The organism is Deferrisoma palaeochoriense, assembly GCF_054656955.1.
Map to the genome: position 1 here is coordinate 26330 of NZ_BAAHXI010000035.1, position 16094 is coordinate 42423.

Annotated in this window: 16 protein-coding genes; 14 read left to right on the forward strand and 2 right to left on the reverse strand. The window is 72.1% G+C overall.

The features are described 5' to 3' along the window. Positions 1-3: 3 nt before the first annotated feature. The 13 genes from mraY (at position 4) to ACYQ8L_RS10975 (ending at position 14140) form a co-directional block, all read left to right on the forward strand. Positions 4-1080, forward strand: coding sequence for a phospho-N-acetylmuramoyl-pentapeptide-transferase (mraY, locus tag ACYQ8L_RS10915; protein ID WP_459941825.1), 1077 nt, complete (start codon positions 4-6; stop codon positions 1078-1080). Then, complete coding sequence (gene murD, locus ACYQ8L_RS10920) at positions 1077-2423, forward strand: UDP-N-acetylmuramoyl-L-alanine--D-glutamate ligase (RefSeq protein WP_459941826.1); 1347 nt, start codon at positions 1077-1079, stop codon at positions 2421-2423. Before mraY ends, murD begins: the two co-directional genes overlap by 4 nt. Continuing rightward, on the forward strand, positions 2410-3510 hold the full coding sequence (ftsW, locus tag ACYQ8L_RS10925; protein WP_459941827.1) for a putative lipid II flippase FtsW: 1101 nt from the start codon (positions 2410-2412) through the stop codon (positions 3508-3510). The genes murD and ftsW overlap by 14 nt, the downstream gene beginning before the upstream one ends. Then, positions 3498-4568: an undecaprenyldiphospho-muramoylpentapeptide beta-N-acetylglucosaminyltransferase gene (murG, locus tag ACYQ8L_RS10930; protein ID WP_459941828.1), complete on the forward strand. Its 1071-nt coding sequence runs from the start codon at positions 3498-3500 to the stop codon at positions 4566-4568. Before ftsW ends, murG begins: the two co-directional genes overlap by 13 nt. A gap of 327 nt (positions 4569-4895) precedes the next feature. Next, complete coding sequence (murC, locus tag ACYQ8L_RS10935) at positions 4896-6272, forward strand: UDP-N-acetylmuramate--L-alanine ligase (protein WP_459941829.1); 1377 nt, start codon at positions 4896-4898, stop codon at positions 6270-6272. Continuing rightward, a complete protein-coding gene (gene murB / locus ACYQ8L_RS10940) occupies positions 6272-7207 on the forward strand; it encodes a UDP-N-acetylmuramate dehydrogenase (protein ID WP_459941830.1) in 936 nt (311 codons plus the stop codon). Before murC ends, murB begins: the two co-directional genes overlap by 1 nt. Before the next feature lie 25 nt (positions 7208-7232). Further along, positions 7233-8132 carry a D-alanine--D-alanine ligase gene (locus tag ACYQ8L_RS10945; protein WP_459941831.1) on the forward strand — a complete coding sequence of 300 codons (900 nt, stop codon included), beginning with the start codon at positions 7233-7235 and terminating at the stop codon, positions 8130-8132. A 7-nt stretch (positions 8133-8139) separates the two neighbouring features. After that, a complete protein-coding gene (locus ACYQ8L_RS10950) occupies positions 8140-8907 on the forward strand; it encodes a cell division protein FtsQ/DivIB (RefSeq protein WP_459941832.1) in 768 nt (255 codons plus the stop codon). Then, positions 8904-10139, forward strand: coding sequence for a cell division protein FtsA (gene ftsA / locus ACYQ8L_RS10955; RefSeq protein WP_459941833.1), 1236 nt, complete (start codon positions 8904-8906; stop codon positions 10137-10139). Before ACYQ8L_RS10950 ends, ftsA begins: the two co-directional genes overlap by 4 nt. Before the next feature lie 89 nt (positions 10140-10228). Then, positions 10229-11398 carry a cell division protein FtsZ gene (gene ftsZ, locus ACYQ8L_RS10960; protein WP_459941834.1) on the forward strand — a complete coding sequence of 390 codons (1170 nt, stop codon included), beginning with the start codon at positions 10229-10231 and terminating at the stop codon, positions 11396-11398. Between the two features lie 59 nt (positions 11399-11457). Further along, on the forward strand, positions 11458-13074 hold the full coding sequence (locus ACYQ8L_RS10965; protein WP_459941835.1) for a radical SAM protein: 1617 nt from the start codon (positions 11458-11460) through the stop codon (positions 13072-13074). Positions 13075-13518: 444 nt separating this feature from the next. Then, positions 13519-13749 (forward strand): AbrB/MazE/SpoVT family DNA-binding domain-containing protein, encoded by a 231-nt coding sequence (locus ACYQ8L_RS10970; protein WP_459941836.1) that lies wholly within the window; start codon positions 13519-13521, stop codon positions 13747-13749. Beyond that, positions 13739-14140 carry a PIN domain-containing protein gene (locus tag ACYQ8L_RS10975; RefSeq protein WP_459941837.1) on the forward strand — a complete coding sequence of 134 codons (402 nt, stop codon included), beginning with the start codon at positions 13739-13741 and terminating at the stop codon, positions 14138-14140. The genes ACYQ8L_RS10970 and ACYQ8L_RS10975 overlap by 11 nt, the downstream gene beginning before the upstream one ends. Before the next feature lie 97 nt (positions 14141-14237). On the opposite strand, the gene ACYQ8L_RS10980 is transcribed toward ACYQ8L_RS10975, so the two are convergent. Further along, positions 14238-14978, reverse strand: a complete 741-nt coding sequence (locus ACYQ8L_RS10980) for a carbonic anhydrase (protein WP_459941838.1) — start codon at positions 14976-14978, stop codon at positions 14238-14240. Between the two features lie 198 nt (positions 14979-15176). Between ACYQ8L_RS10980 and ACYQ8L_RS10985 the strand changes: the two genes are divergently transcribed. Next, positions 15177-15425, forward strand: a complete 249-nt coding sequence (locus ACYQ8L_RS10985; RefSeq protein WP_459941839.1) for an ArsR/SmtB family transcription factor — start codon at positions 15177-15179, stop codon at positions 15423-15425. Positions 15426-15697: 272 nt separating this feature from the next. Here the strand turns inward: ACYQ8L_RS10985 and ACYQ8L_RS10990 are convergent. Further along, positions 15698-16094: aldehyde ferredoxin oxidoreductase C-terminal domain-containing protein (locus ACYQ8L_RS10990; protein ID WP_459941840.1), on the reverse strand; the 397-nt coding region annotated here is incomplete at its 5' end.

A 16094-nucleotide genomic window follows, 5' to 3' on the forward strand; every position in this document is an offset into this window, starting at 1 on the left:
CGGGTGCTGTACCGCCTTCTCTACGGACTGAGCGATGCCTTCGGGCCCCTCAACGTGTTCCGGTACCTCACGTTCCGGAGCGTGGTGGGGATGCTGACGGCCCTGGGGATCGTGCTCTTTCTGGGGCCGGCCGTGATCCGGTGGCTCGCGAGGCTCAAGGTGGGCCAGGCCGTGCGCGACGACGGCCCCGAGCGGCATCTCGCCAAGGCGGGCACGCCCACCATGGGGGGCGTGCTCATCCTGGTGGGTGTGGCCGTGGCGACGCTCTGCTGGGCCGACCCCCTGGAACCCCGGGTCTGGATCGTGCTCGGCATCACCCTGGGGTTCGGGGCCGTGGGATTCGCCGACGACTACCTCAAGGTCTCGCGCCGAAACAGCAGGGGGCTTCCGGCCCGGGCCAAGTTCTGGAGCCTGGTGGCCGTGGCGACCGTGGGATGCGTGGCCCTGTGGGCGCTTCCCGGGTTCGACACCCGGCTTTCGGTGCCCTTTTTCAAGGCGCTCCAGCCCGATCTGGGGTGGGCCTACATCCCGTTCGCGGTATTCGTGGTGGTGGGTGCCGGGAACGCCGTGAACCTGACCGACGGCCTCGACGGGCTGGCCATCGGACCCGTGATCACGGCGAGCTTGACGTACCTCATCTTCACCTACGCCGCGGGGCACGCCCGGATCGCGGAGTACCTGCAGATCCCGTGGGTGCCCGGGGCCGGGGAGTTGGCGGTGTTCTGCGCGGCCATGGCCGGGGCGGCCCTCGGGTTCCTCTGGTACAACGCCTACCCCGCCCAGGTGTTCATGGGCGACGTGGGAAGCCTGTCGCTGGGGGGGGCCCTGGGGGCCGTGGCCGTGGTGAGCAAGTTCGAGATCGTGCTGGCCGTGGTGGGGGGCGTGTTCGTCGTGGAGGCCCTGAGCGTCATGATCCAGGTGGCCTCCTACAAGACCCGCCGGAAGCGGGTGTTCCGCATGGCCCCGATCCATCACCACTTCGAGCTCAAGGGGTGGGCCGAACCCAAGATCATCGTTCGGTTCTGGATCGTTTCCATCATCCTGGCCCTCCTGGGCCTCTCCACGCTGAAGCTGCGATGAGCCAGTCTGCCTACGAGGGTTCCCGGATCCTGGTGGTGGGGGCGGGCCGTTCCGGGCTCGCGGCGGCCCGGTACCTGGTGCGGGCCGGGGCCCGGGTGGAGGTCCACGACGACCGGCCGGTGGATCTGCCGCCGGACCTGGGGGCGGACCTGCGGGGCCGTAGGCCACTGGAGGACTACGACCTGGCCGTGGTGAGCCCGGGCATCCCGCCCCACCACCCGGTGTGGCGGGTGCTCCGGGAGTCCGGGGTGGCGGTGGTGGGGGAGCTGGAGCTCGCGGCCCGCCACCTGGCCTGCCCCTTGGTCGCCGTGACCGGCACGAACGGGAAGAGCACGGTCACCGAGATGTTGGGCCACGTGTTCCGGGCGGCCGGCCGCCGTGCCTTCGTGGGCGGGAACCTGGGCACCCCTCTGGTGGAGGCGCTCGGGGGGGAGTGGGACCTGGCCGTGGCCGAGGTGTCGAGTTTCCAGCTCGCCACGGCCGAGACATTGCGGCCCCGGGTGGCCGTGCTCCTCAACGTGGACCAGGACCACCTGGACTGGCACGGGTCGGCCGAGGCCTACCGGGAGGCCAAGGCCCGGATCTTCCGCAACCAGGGCCCCGGCGACGCGGCGGTGGCCTTTGCCGACGACCCGGTGGCCTGGGGTCTGGCCCGGCGGGGGCGGGGGACGCTCCTGGGGTTTTCGGAGGCGAGGCCCCAGCCGGCCGGGGCCTGGCTCGAGGGGCGCGAGGCCGTTGTTCTCCTGCCGGGGGAGGACGGGGTGCGCCTCCCCGCGGAGAAAGTGCTCCGGCAGGGCCGCCACCGGGTGCGAAACGCCCTGGCCGCCGTGGCGGCCGCGGGCTGGATGGGGGTGCCGCCCGAGGCCGCGTGGGAGGTCCTCGGGTCCTTCCGCGGCCTGCCCCACCGCATGGAGACGTTCCTGGAGTGGAACGGGGTCCGGTTCGTGGACGACTCCAAGGCCACGAACGTGCACGCGGCCCGGGAGGCCCTGGCGACCTGCACCGGCCCGGTGGTCTGGCTCGCGGGCGGCCAGGCCAAGGGCCAGGACCTCGCCCCCCTGGCCGAGGCCGCCCGGGGGCGGGTGCGGGAGGCGATCGCCGTGGGGGAGGCCGCCCCGGAGTTGGTGCGGGTGCTCCGGGAGGCCGTGCCGGTGCGGGCGTTCGATGGCTGGGAAGAGGCCGTCGAGGCCGCCGTGGACCGGGCCCGGCCCGGGGACGTGGTGCTCCTTTCGCCGGCCTGCGCGAGCTTCGATCGGTTTTCGGGCTACGCCGAGCGGGGCCGGGTGTTCCGGGACCTGTGCCGGCGGGCCGTGGAGCGGAGGGCCGACCGTGGCCGGGGCTGAACGCCGGTCCGACCCCTGGGTGATGGGCACGGCCGCCGTGCTCGTGGGGCTCGGCCTCGTGCTCGTGTACTCCTCGGCCACCCCCCGGGCGTTCGGGATCGGGGCCCAGGATCCCCTGTTCTACGTGAAGCGGTCGGCGGCCTACGCTGGGGTGGGGCTTCTGGCCATGGCCCTCATGAGCCGGGTGCGGGCCGAGTGGCTTCGACCCCTGGCCTATCCGGCCCTGGCCCTGAGCGTGGGGCTCTTGGTCCTGTGCTGGGTGCCCGGGTTCGGCCAGGAGGTGAACGGGGCCCACCGGTGGGTCCGGCTGGGGCCGGTGGGGTTCCAGCCGTCGGAGATCGCGAAGTTCGCGGTGATCCTGTTCCTGGCCGACAGCCTGGCCCGCCGGGGTGACCGGCTCCGGTCGTTCGCCTACGGCTATCTGCCCCACGTGCTCATTCCGGCCGTGCCGATCGCGCTTATCCTGGCCGAGCCCGATCTGGGCACCGCGGCCGTCGTGGCCGCCGTGGTGTTCCTGGTGTGCTTCGTGGCCGGGGTACGGCCGGCCCACCTGGTGGCCGGGCTGTTGCCGGCGGTGCCGGTAGCGGTGTGGGCCCTGTGGTTCGTGCCCTTTCGAAGGGCCCGGATCCTGGCGTTCCTAGATCCCTGGAAGTACGCCCAGGACGAGGGGTTCCAGCTCGTCCAGAGCCTCCTGGCCTTCGGCATGGGTGGGCTCTGGGGCGTGGGCCTGGGCCGGGGCCAGCAAAAGCTCTTCTACCTGCCCGAGGCCCACACCGATTTCATCCTGAGCGTCTGGGCCGAGGAGGCCGGGTTCGTGGGCGTGGCGGCCGTTCTCGCCCTCGTGGCCCTCCTCGTCGCCCGGGGCTGCTGGATCGCGGCCCGCCAGGCGGATCCCTACCGGCGGTACCTGGCCTTCGGCATCACCACCTGGCTGGGGCTCCAGGCCGGCCTGAACGCGCTGGTGGTGACCGGGTGCCTGCCCACCAAGGGACTCCCGTTCCCGTTCCTCTCCTACGGGGGCACCGGGTGGGTGGTGGATCTCGCCGCGGTGGGGGTGCTCGCGGGGATCGGCCGGTGCGACTCCTGATCGCGGGCGGCGGCACGGGGGGCCACCTGTTTCCCGGCATCGCCGTGGCCCAGGAGCTCCTGGGCCGGCCGGGCGGGCACGAGGTGGCCTTCGCGGGAACGGAGCGCGGCATCGAGGCCCGGGTGGTGCCGGCCCGGGGATTCCGGTTTTTCCCGGTGCGGGCGGCCGGGGTGGTGGGCAAGGGGCTCGCCGGGGCCCTCCAAGGGCTCGGCCGCACGGTCCTGGGGCTCCGGGACGCCGCGGGGGTGATCCGGTCGTTTCGGCCCGACGCCTGCCTCGGGGTGGGGGGATACGCGAGCGTGCCGGTTCTCGCGGTGGCCCGGGCGCGGGGGATCTTCACCGCGGTGCAGGAGCAGAACGCCTGGCCGGGGCTTGCGAACCGGGTCCTCGGCCGGTGGGTGCACCGGGTGTTCCTGGGGTTCGAGGAGGGCCGGGCCGGGTTCCCGGCGGGAAAGGCCGTGGTCACCGGAAACCCCCTGAGGCCGGAGTTCGCGGAACCCGCGCCCTATCCGGAGCGGGGAACGGGGGAACCCCTGCGGATCCTCGTGCTCGGGGGGAGCCAGGGGGCCCGCACCCTGAACCGGGCGGTGCCCGGGGCCCTCGGGCGCTTGGCGGGGCCTGCCGAGGTCCTGCACCAGGCCGGGCCCGGCCGGCGGCACGAGGCCGCCTACGGGAGCCGGCCCGGCGTGCGGGTGGTGGAGTTCGTGGACGACGTGGCCTCGGCCTACGCCTGGTGCCACCTGGTGGTGGCCCGGGCCGGGGCGCTTACGGTGGGGGAGGTGGCGGCCGTGGGCCGGCCGGCGGTGTTCGTGCCCTACCCCCACGCGGCAGGGGGACACCAGGAAAAAAACGCCCGGGCCGCCGAGGCGGCCGGCTGGGCCGTGTGCCTGCCGGATGCCGAGTGCTCCCCGGAGCGTCTGGCGGCGGTGCTGGAGGACCTGGCCGCCGAGCCGGAGCGTCTCCGGGCCATGGCGGACCGGGCGGCGGCCTGGGCCCGCCGGGACGCGGCGGCGCGGATCGTGGATGAACTGTTGGCGGCTGGGCGGCTAGGCGGCTAGGCGGCCGGACGGGAAGAAGGTCCGCTCGGCAAGACACAACGGGGGCGGCGTCTCGGAGTGCGGGGCAAGGGACCTGTCGAGGGAATGGGGGCCCATGGAGCAGAAAACGGCGGCACACTGCGCACTCGGGCCTGGCGTGCGCCGGATTCCGGATTCTGTCCCCTGGCACGGGCACGCCCGGCGCGCCAGCCGATCCCCAGCCCGTGGGTCGGCGGAGTCATCGGGAGCGGCGCCCCCGAGTTCGTGCATTCCGCGAAGAGGGAATCACGCGGAATTTAGCTGCCTAGCCGCCTAGCTGCCCAGCCGCCTAGCTGGGTCGGAGGAAGCGTGTACCGAAAAGACCACCGCATCCATTTCGTGGGCATCGGGGGCATCGGCATGAGCGGCATCGCTGAGGTGCTCCTCAACCTGGGGTACCGGGTGAGCGGCTCCGACCTGAAGGAAACGCCGATCACCCGGCGCCTGGCGGGCCTGGGGGCCCGGGTGCACCGGGGCCACGCCGCCGGGCACGTGGGCGACGCCACCGTGGTGGTGGTCTCCTCGGCGGTGAGCCCCGAGAACCCCGAGGTGGCCGAGGCCCACCGTCGGGGCATCCCCGTGATCCCCCGGGCCGAGATGCTCGCCGAGCTCATGCGCATGAAGTACGGCGTGGCCGTGGCCGGGGCCCACGGGAAGACCACCACCACCTCCATGGTGGGGGCGGTGCTCACCGAGGCCGGGCTCGACCCCACGGTGGTGGTGGGGGGCCGACTCCGGAGCGCCGGGACCAACGCGGTGCTGGGGCGGGGGGAGTTCCTGGTGGCCGAGGCCGACGAGAGCGACGGGAGTTTCCTCGCGCTGGTGCCCACGGTGGCGGTCATCACCAACATAGACCGGGAGCACATGAACCACTACGGCAGCGAGGAGGCCCTGGAGCGGGCGTTCGTGAGCTTCGCCAACAAGGTGCCGTTCTACGGCGCCGTGGTCGTGTGCCTCGACGATCCCCGGATCCAGGCCCTCCTCCCGGAGATCCGCAAACGGGTGATCCCCTACGGCCTCTCGGCCCAGGCCGAGGTGTCGGCCCGGGCGATCGAGACCTCGGGGGCCCGCACCCGGTTCGAGGTGCTGGTGCGGGGGGCGTCCGTGGGGCGGGTGGACCTGGCCGTTCCCGGGCTCCACAACGTGCGAAACGCCCTGGCGGCCGTGGCGGTGGCCCAGGAGCTGGGTGTGGACCCGGGGCTCGCCTGCCGGGCCCTCTCGGCGTTTCAGGGCGTCGAGCGCCGAAGCCAGGTCGTGGGGGAGGCCGCCGGGGTGGTGGTGGTGGACGACTACGGCCACCACCCCACCGAGATCCAGGCCGTGCTCCGGGCCCTCAAGGAGGCCTACGGCCGGCGGATCGTGGCGGTGTTCCAGCCCCACCGATACACCCGCACGGCCGACCTCCTGGACCGGTTCGCCACCTGCTTCTACGACGCCGACACGGTGCTGGTGACCGACCTCTACCCGGCGGGAGAGGCGCCCATCGAGGGGGTCACGGCCGAGGCGCTGGTGGAGTCGCTCAGGACCCACGGCCACCGGGACGCCCGGTACGCCGGGGCCCTCGAGGGGGTGCCCGGGGCGGTGGCCGAGGCGGCCGGCCCGGGAGATCTCGTGGTCACCCTGGGCGCGGGAAGCATCGGGGGCGTGGGCGGACAGATCCTCGAGCGGCTGGGAGGAAAGGGCTGATGGCGAAGACGGCGATCGACGAACTCCAGGAGCGGGTCCGCGGCAAGGTGGTCCTGAACGCCCCCATGGACCGGCTCACCACGCTCCGGGTGGGCGGCCCGGCCGACCTCCTGGTCTACCCCGAGGACCGGGAAGACCTGGCGGAGCTCATCTCGTTTTTGGCCGAGCGGGGCATTCCCTACTTCGTGCTCGGGAACGGCTCGAACCTGGTGGTGCGCGACGGGGGCATCCGGGGCGCCGTGATCTGCCTCACCGAGGGGTTCCGGGGCCTCGAGGGGCGCGAAGGAACCAGGTTCCGGGTCGAGGCCGGGGTGCCCCTGCGCCGCCTCGTGCGCTGGACCGTGGACCAGGGCATCACCGGCTTCGAGCCCCTGGTGGGCGTGCCGGGCTCCGCGGGCGGTGCCCTTGCCATGAACGCCGGTGCTTGGGGCATGGAGATCGGCGAGCGGCTGGTGGAGCTCGAGGCCCTGAGCCCCGAGGGGCGCGTGCAGGTCTTCGACCGCACGACCCTGCGGTTCGGGTACCGCCGCGCCGACCTGCCCCCGGGGTACGTGATCTTGGCCGCGGTGCTGGAGGGGGAGTCGGCCGACCCTGAGGAGGTCAAGGCGGCGGCCAAGGCGTTCTTCGCCCGCCGGAAGGAGTCCCAGCCGCTCGCCGAGCCCAGTGCGGGCAGCGTGTTCAAGAACCCGCCGGGCCAAAAGGCCGCCAAACTCATCGAGTCGTGCGGGCTCAAGGGCGTGCGGGTGGGCGATGCCGAGGTCTCCCGGCTCCACGCGAACTTCATCGTGAACGCCGGCATGGCCACGGCAAGCCAGGTGGTCTCGCTCATCGGCATGATCCAGGAGAGGGTGTTCGTAAAGCACAAGGTGAAGCTGGAGCCCGAGGTGGGGATCGTGGGGGAGTGGGCCAAAGGCAAGGTGCGAGTCACGGACTAAGCACGGGCCCCGACGAGGAGGCGGCATGGCGCGGGTCGCGGTGATCCTGGGCGGAAAGAGCAACGAGCGGGAGGTGAGCCTTCGCACCGGTCGCGCCGTGGCCGAGGGGCTGCGCCGGCGGGGACACGAGGCGGAGGAGGTGGACGCCGGTGGGGACTGGATCCCCCGGGTGCAGGCGCTTCGGCCCGACGCCGCCTTCGTGGCCCTGCACGGCCGGTGGGGTGAGGACGGCACCGTGCAGGGGGTCCTGGAGATCCTGGGCATCCCCTACACCGGGTCCGGGGTGCTCGCGAGCGCTTTGGCCATGGACAAGGTGGCCTCCAAGCGGATGTTCGAGGCCTGCGGGGTGCCCACCCCAGGGTGGCAGGTGCTCGGGCCGGGGGAGGCCGCCTCGGCCCTGCGGATCCGCCCCCCACTCGTGGCGAAACCCCCCCGGGGCGGCTCGACCCTGGGGGTGGGGGTGGCCCGGACGCCGGACGAGATCCCCGCCGCCCTGGACGCGGCTCGGTCCTGCGAGCCCGAGGTGCTGGTGGAGGAGTTCGTGGAGGGGAGGGAGCTCACCGTGGGGTTTTTGGACCGCGACGCGCTCCCGGTGGTCGAGATCGTGCCCGAGTCGGGGTTTTACGACTACGAGTCAAAATACACCCCGGGCCGCACCCGGTACCTGTGCCCGGCCCCCCTGGAGCCGGGCCTCGAGCCCCGGGTCGTCGAGGTGGCCCGTCTGGCTTACGAGGCCCTGGGATGCTCGGGAGCGGCCCGGGTGGATCTGCGGCTCGACCCGGCCGGCCGGCCGTGGGTGCTCGAGGTGAACACGATCCCCGGCATGACGCCGACGAGCCTTTTGCCCAAGGCGGCTGCGGCCGCAGGGGTGGGGTTCGACGAGTTGGTGGACCGGATGCTCGCCGGCGCGAGCCTGAAGGCGTGAGGACGGCATGAAGGTGGCCCGGCAGGGAGGTCCGAGGCGCAGGGGGCACGCGACCGCGGCGGCCGCGCTGGCCTGGCTCGCGGTGGGCGCGGCCCTGGCGGCGGTCCTCTACACCGGGCTTCGCCGGGGCCTCGGCACGGTGTTCCCGGTGACCACGGTGCGGGTCGAGGGCGCGGTCCGCACCGACCCCGAGGCCGTCCGCCGCGCGGCCGGCGTCGCCCCGGGCACACCCCTGTTCGGGATCGATGTGGAACGGGTCCAGCGGGCGGCCGAGGCGCTCCCCTGGGTCCGCTCGGCGCGGGCCATCCGGCAGGTGCCGGGCACCGTGCGGATCGCGGTGGCCGAGTGGGAGCCCCGGTATCTCTTGAAGGCCGAGCGGCTCGTGTACCTCACGGCCGAGGGACACGTGGTGGCCGCCCCGGTGGTGCCGGGCGACGACCTGCCCGTGGTGACCGGGATCACCCCGGCCGAACTCCACCGGAACGCCGGGGTCCGGGAGGCCCTCCTGGGGCTCCTGGCCCGGATCGAGGGCGGGTTGGCCGGCGAGCCGGTGGGGGAGGTCCACGTGAGCCCGGACGAGGGGTTCACGGTGTACACGGCCCGGCGGGCCGTGCGGTTCGGGTTCGGCCGGATCGACGAGAAGCTCGCGCGCCTCGAACGGCTGGATCACCACTTGGCCCGCAGCGGGCAGTGGGCCCGCACCGTGGACCTGGATTTCGAGGATCGGATCGTGGCCCGTCTGGAACCGGGCGCCCTTTCCGGAGGATCGAGATGAGACCGACCTCCCGGCAGGTCGTGGGGCTCGACGTCGGCACCACCAAGATCTGCGCGGTGGTGGCCGAAACCTCGCCCGAGGGGCTTCGGATTCTGGGGTTTGGCACCCATCCCTCGAAGGGGCTTCGCAAGGGGGTGGTAGTCAACATCGAGGCCACCGTCCAGTCGATCCGCAAGGCCGTGGAGGAGGCGGAGATCATGGCCGACCGGGAGATCCGGCAGGTGTACGCCGGCATCGCGGGCGGCCACATCCAGGGGTTCAACAGCCACGGCGTGATCCCCCTCAGGGACCGGGAGGTGCGCCAGGCCGACGTGCGCCGCGTGCTCGACGCGGCCCGGGCCGTGGCCATCCCCATGGACCGGGAGGTCATCCACATCCTGCCCCAGGAGTACATCGTGGACGACCAGGACGGCATCCGCGACCCCCTGGGGATGAGCGGCGTGCGGCTGGAGGCCCGGGTCCACATCGTCACCGGCGCGGTCACGAGCGCCCAGAACATCGTGAAGTGCTGCAACCGCGCCGGGCTCCAGGTGGCCGACATTGTGCTCGAGCCCCTGGCGAGCGCCGAGGCCGTGCTGACCGAGGACGAGCGGGAGATCGGGGTGGCCCTGGTGGACATGGGCGGGGGCACGACGGACATCCTGGTGGTGAGCCAGGGGGCCGTACGCCACTCGTCGGTGCTGGCCCTGGGCGGGGCCCATGTGACGAACGACATCGCCGTGGGGCTGCGCACCCCGGTGGCCGACGCCGAGAAGATCAAGCGCCGCCACGGCTGCGCCCTGGCCTCCCTGGTGGGCAAGGACGAAACCGTGGAGGTGCCGAGCGTGGGGGGGCGGCGGCCCCGGATGCTCAACCGCAAGATCCTGGCCGAGATCGTCGAGCCCCGCATGGAGGAGCTCCTCACCCTCGTCCACAGCGACCTCCAGCAGGCCAACATGGAGGACCGGCTCGCCTCGGGCCTCGTGCTCACCGGGGGAGGGAGTCTCCTGGAGGGCGCGGTGGAGATGGCGGAACAGATCTTCGGTGGGCTTCCGGTGCGGCGGGGGTACCCCCTGCGGCCCGAGGGCCTGCCCGACGGCCTGCGGGACCCGTCGTTCGCCACCAGCGTGGGGCTCGTGCTCCATGCCGCCCGGGCCTCGGCCGAGGGGGTGAGCCCGCTGGACCCGGCCGACGAGAACCTGTTCGCGAAAATCGTCACGCGCATGAAGGGATGGTTTCGCAACTTCTTCTGAGGCGGCCCCCGGGGATCGGTGACCGGCGGATCGAGGGGTTCCGCCGGCCACCCGTTCCCAGGTGCCGTTCCCAAGCCAGGAGGTGACCCATGGCGAAGTTTGAGTTCGCAGACGCGCACGTGTTCCAGGCCCGGATCAAGGTGGTCGGGGTGGGAGGCGGCGGCGGAAACGCGGTGAACACCATGATCGCGGCCGGCGTCACCGGGGTCGAGTTCATCGCGGCCAACACCGACGCCCAGGCGCTGGGCTCGAACCTGGCGCCGATGAAGATCCAGCTCGGGGGGGGCCTGACCCGGGGCCTGGGCGCCGGAGCGAACCCCGAGGTGGGCCGGCAGGCGGCGGTCGAGGACACCGCCGTGATCGCCGACGCCCTGGAGGGGGCGGACATGGTGTTCGTCACGGCCGGCATGGGCGGCGGCACGGGCACCGGCGCGAGCCCGGTCATCGCCCGGGTGGCCAAGGAGGTTGGGGCGCTCACCGTGGGCGTGGTCACGAAACCGTTCGGGTTCGAGGGGAAGCGCCGGATGCGCCAGGCTCTGGAGGGGATCGAGGAACTCCGCAAGGAGGTGGACACCCTCATCACCATCCCCAACGACCGGCTCCTTGCCATCGCCGGCAAGCAGGCCTCGTTCGTGGAGGCGTTCCGCATGGCCGATGACGTGCTCCGCCAGGCCGTGCAGGGCATCAGCGACCTCATCACCCGGGAGGGCCTCATCAACGTGGACTTCGCCGACGTGCGCACCGTGATGAGCGAAAAGGGCATGGCGCTCATGGGGACGGGCATCCGAAGCGGCGAGAACCGGGCCGTCATGGCCGCCCAGGACGCCATCTCGAGCCCGCTCCTGGACAACGTGAGCATCGAGGGTGCCCGCGGGGTGCTGATCAACATCACCGGGCCCTCGGACCTGGGCCTCGCCGAGGTGGCCGAGGCCGCCTCCCTGATCCAGGAGGCCGCCCACGAGGACGCGAACATCATCTACGGCCAGGTGATCGACGACACACTGGAGGACCGGGTCCAGGTGACCGTGATCGCCACCGGGTTCGGCGAGGCCAAGGTCGAGCAGGCGCCGATCGACCTGGAGACCGTGCGGGTGGCGAAGGCCGAAAAGGCCAAGCCCGTGGACTACGACCGGCCCGCGTTCCAGCGCCGCAAGGAGCCCTCGGCCCTGGCCGTGCGGGTGAGCCGGGTCGTGGGGGGTGACATGGAGGTGGACAGCGAGCTCGACATCCCGACGTTCCTGCGAAAGCAGGCGGACTGAGGGGGGGCGCGCGTGGGGCCAACGGCCGGCCCCCGGCCAGCGGCAGTCCCCCGGGAGCCATGATCCATCCGGAAGCGCTCCGGTCCTTTGAGCCGGTACCCCCTGGCCGGGCGGAGGTGACCTGCGCCCTCGTCTATCCCAACCGGCTGGCGCTCGCCGCCGCCAACCTGGGGTTCCAGACCCTCTACGCCCTCCTGAACCGGGAGGGCTGGCTTTGCCACCGGGCGGCGGCCGACCGACCCCGAACCGTCGAGGCCGACCGGGACCTCGCGGCCTACGACGTGGTGGCCGCGAGCCTCTCCTTCGAGGGCGATTACCCCGCGTTTCTGGAACTGCTCCGAGGCGCCCGGATTCCCCTGCGATCCCGGGACCGGAAGGTCTCCCACCCGCTAATCCTCGTCGGGGGCGTCGCCCCAACCCTAAACCCCGAACCCCTGGCCCCCTTCAGCGACATCGTGTTCCTCGGCGAGGCCGAGGCGGGCCTCGCCGGGCTTTTGGCCTTCCTGCGCGACCATCGGGAACTCCCCCGGCCCGAGCGGCTCCGGGCCCTGGCGGAGGCCCGGCTGGCCGGGGTGTACGTGCCGGCCCATCACGACCCAGCGGCGGGGTTTCGGGCCGAGCGGGTCTGGGCCCGGGTACCCTGGGACCCGGCCCGCACTCGGTTCCTCGTGCCCGACGACCCCTTCGGCGGGGCGTACCTCCTGGAGATCGGCCGGGGCTGCCCCCACGCCTGCCGGTTTTGCGCCGCGGGGTACGCGACCCGGCCGTTTCGGCCCCTGCCCCTCACGGCGTTGCTTCCCTGGGTCGGGTTTGGCGCCGAGAAGGCGGGAAAGGTGGGCTTCGTCGCCGCGGCCGTGTCCGACCACCCCGGCTTCACCGAACTGGCCCGGGCCGCCCTGGAGGCCGGGGCCGGGTTCTCCGTGAGCTCGTTTCGGGCCGAGAACCTGTCGGCCGAGGCGGCCGACCTCCTCGCCCGGGGAGGGCTCAAGACCCTGACCGTGGCCCTGGAGGCCGGAAGCCCTCGGCTGAGGACCCTCCTGGGAAAGCGCATCACCGAGGAGGACCTCTTGCGGGCCGCCCGGTTGGCCGGGGAGGCCGGCATCCCGAACCTTCGGATCTACGCCATGGTGGGGCTCCCCACCGAGACCGACGAGGACGTGGACGCGCTCGCCGACGCGGCCGAGCGGGCCCGGGCCGCCCTGGGTCGGGGCCAGGTCACGGTGAGCGCGGCGCCCTTCGTCCCGAAGCCCCACACCCCGCTCCAGTGGGAGCCCGCGCCGGCCGAGGCCTTGGTGCGGGCCCGGATCCGGCGGCTCCAGGCCCGGTGCGGGCGGGTCCGGGGGGTGCGGGCCGTCGCCGAAACCCCCAAATGGTCCCGCCTCCAGGCCCTGTGGAGCCGGGGTGGCCGGGCCGTGGGCGATCTGCTGGAACAGGGGGTTGGTTCCGGCGACTGGCGGGCGGTGCTGCGCTCGCCCCTGGCCCGGCGGGAGCTCGACGAGCCCCGGGATCCCGACACCCCGTTGCCCTGGGACTTCCTCGGGGGCGTGCCCGACCGGGCGCACCTCCTGCGGGAGCGGGCCGCGGCCCTGGCGGGGATGCCCCCGATCCCCTGCCGCCCCGGCACCTGCACCGCCTGCGGGGTGTGCGAGAGCGAAGGGGACGCCGCGGGACGGTGAAGGGGAAGGATGGGGCAGACACGGGTGCGCCCGGACACTTTGCCGATCTGGGATCCCGACGGAAGGGCTGACGGATTCCCGCCGTCGCTACGGGACCCGGCGGGTGGAGGGGGGTCGCGCCCGGCCGGGGCCGCTCCCCCGCCTGGGGCCGGCAAGCCTTTTGAAAGCTTGGGTATCCCGGCAACCTCAGCAGGACCCCGAAAGGGCCGAGTGTACCCCTACCGCTCGAAACTGCATGGTTTTTCAAGAAATGTCTTGTTGAAGTCGAAAACGTCTTGTAGCCTTCGAAGCGGTGCCCCCAGGGCTGGCCCGTGGGGTTGCGCGTGGGGGAGGGGCTCCCACGGCGGGAGAGGCTGCGACGCGCCAATCAGGGAAGATTGCAGCTTGGGATCGGCCAAGCGCGATCTGCATCGAAGGGTGCCCTCGCCTGAGGAGGGGTGTGGCATGCAGACGGCGGTTACGAAACGGGGTCAGACGGTCATCCCGGCCGCCCTCCGGCGGAGGTACGGCATCCGGGAGGGGGACCGGATCGAGTGGATCGACGAGGGAGGGGTTTTCCGGGTGGTGCCCGTGGGCCGGGACCCCGTGGCGGCGCTCCGCGGCCGGGGCCGCGGGCAGGGGTTGACGCGGCGCCTGCTCGACGCCCGCCGGGAGGACCGGGATCGTGAGCGTTGACGGCTACGTTCTGGACACCTCGGCCCTGTTTACGTTGATCGAGGACGAACCCGGCGCCGACCGGGTGGAGGCGGTGCTTCGGACCGGGTCGGTGTGGATCCCGAGCCTGGTGCTGATGGAGCTCGTCTATGTGAGCCGGCAGGAGGTGGGGCCCGAAGAGGCGCACCAGCGCTACGCCCTTGCCAAGGCGCTGCCGGCCGACGTCGTCTGGGAAATCGACGAAAGGATCCTGCTCACCGCCGCCCGGTTCAAGACGGAGCACAGGGTGTCGCTGGCGGATGCGGTGATCGCGGCCGTGGCCGCGGTCCGCGGGGCCACCTTGATCCACAAGGATCCGGAGTACGAATCCCTGGCGGCCGAGGTCGCCCTGGAACCCCTTCCGTACAAGTAGCCCGGCGACGGGCCCCCCGGGCCCCGGTTGGTTCGTTCAGGAAACAGCACAGGCCCCCGGGAGGGGGCCTGTTTGGGGTCGGCGGGGGGAGGGGAGCCTACCGGAGCACCGCCCGGGCGTTCAGGGGCTGGACCGGGCGGTTGTTGTCGTGGTGCATGACGTGTCGGAATGCTTCCACCTGTTCCGCCGACACCGTGGCCGGGGTTTTCAGCACGAGCCACAGTACGCCCTCGGTGCAGGGCGGGGTGGTCAGGGAACCGTTGTACCGGTAGTAGTCCCGGGAGGCCGGCAGGAGGGCGTCGGCCCGGACCGAGACCCCCTCGGGGCTGGCCTGGCTGCCGGCCGAGGCGGGCATGTGGGCCCAGATCTTGGCGAGTTCGGGGTTCTCCTCCCCTTGCTCGAACAAGAGGGCCAGAACGGCCAGGTTCCCCTGATCGTCGGCGTGGACGAAATGGGCCTCCAGCGGAAAGCTTTTTCCTTCCACGGTGTTTTCGCTGGGGGCGTGGAAGTGGAACTGCTTGAGCACGAACGTCCGGCCGTCCACCGTGAGGGTGCTCCCGGCCGGGTAGTTCACCTGGATCGTGTGGCCGTTGTTCACCACGGCCAGGGGGGCCTCGGCGTACGAGATTTCCAGGGGGGCGAGGCCCGCCTCGATGAACCCACGAAGGTCCACGGGGGACTGATTCTTCCCCTTCCCGCACGCCCAGAACTCGGGCGAGAGTTCCTCCCAGTGAGCCGGACCCTCGTGGCCCTCGTATCCCCAGTGGGGCACTTCCCCGGCCACCGCGAGCCCGGCTGCCAAAAGCCCCGCCACAACGCCTCCGAGAAACCGCTTCATGGAAAACACCTCCTCCTCGAACCGATGGAAAACGAAACGACCCCTCCCCCCGCCTCCCGGCCAGCGTAGATACCACAGCGGGGCCGGCGGAGACCAGCGGTAACGAAGGGGTTGACCCGAGGCGGAAGCCTTGATTACTCTTCTGGCATGAAGACGAACGGAGGGTCCCTCGAAGACCGCTTTGCCCGGCGGGCGGCCGTGCTGAAAGCGCTCGGGCACCCGACCCGGGTGGCCATCCTGGAGGTGCTGCGCTCGGGTGAGGAGTGCGTGTGCCGGATCTGCCCCCAGATCGAGGGGAGCCAGCCCAACACTTCGAAGCACCTGGCCATTTTGAAGAAGGCCGGCATCCTGGCCTCGCGCCAGGAGGGCACCATGACGTTCTACCGGGTGCGCGATCCCCGAATCTACGAAATCCTCGACGCCGTGGACGAACTCGGGCGCCTCTAATGCCAAGTTGCGCTCAGGCAGACACCCATCCCGGGGGTCCGGCAAGGGGCCTCGTTCCGGCCGTGCGTGAGTGCGGCATCCGGCCACTGTAAGAGCCACGCCCGGCGTTCCACCAGGCCCCTTGCCGGGCCGAATCAGGAAACGATACTTCTGAACTTAACTTGGTATAAGGGGGCGCCCGAGGGACCGCGCGGGGGCAGGGCGGGACAAGCGAGGGCGCCGGAACCAAAGGGGTGTCAGCCTCCCAGCCTCCGAGCCTCCCAGCCGCGCCCCTACACCGTGTCGTCCCGGAACACGGGTTCCCGGTCGTCCTCCGAGAGGATGCCCCGGCGCACGAGGTCCTCGGCCACGTCGGCCAGGCCCAGCTTCTCCAGGGTGCCGATGGTCGGGATCCCGTCCTGGGTCCAGCCCTTGAACGTGTAATAGTCGCTCAGGACCTTCTGCTCCTTTTCCGGGTCCCGGATCTGCCAGTGGTCCTCCGGCGGCCGCTCGTCCTTGCGCCGCAACCCCCGGCGCACGTTGATCGCCCGCACCAGGTTGCGGTTCCGCCGCCCCAGGTTCCAGAGTTCGTGGGGCGTCAGCTCGATCCCGGCCGCCGCCCGGATGAACGTGGGCAGGTTGAAGATGTGATACGGCGGCTGACCCCCGAACTGCCCCCGGAACGACGAC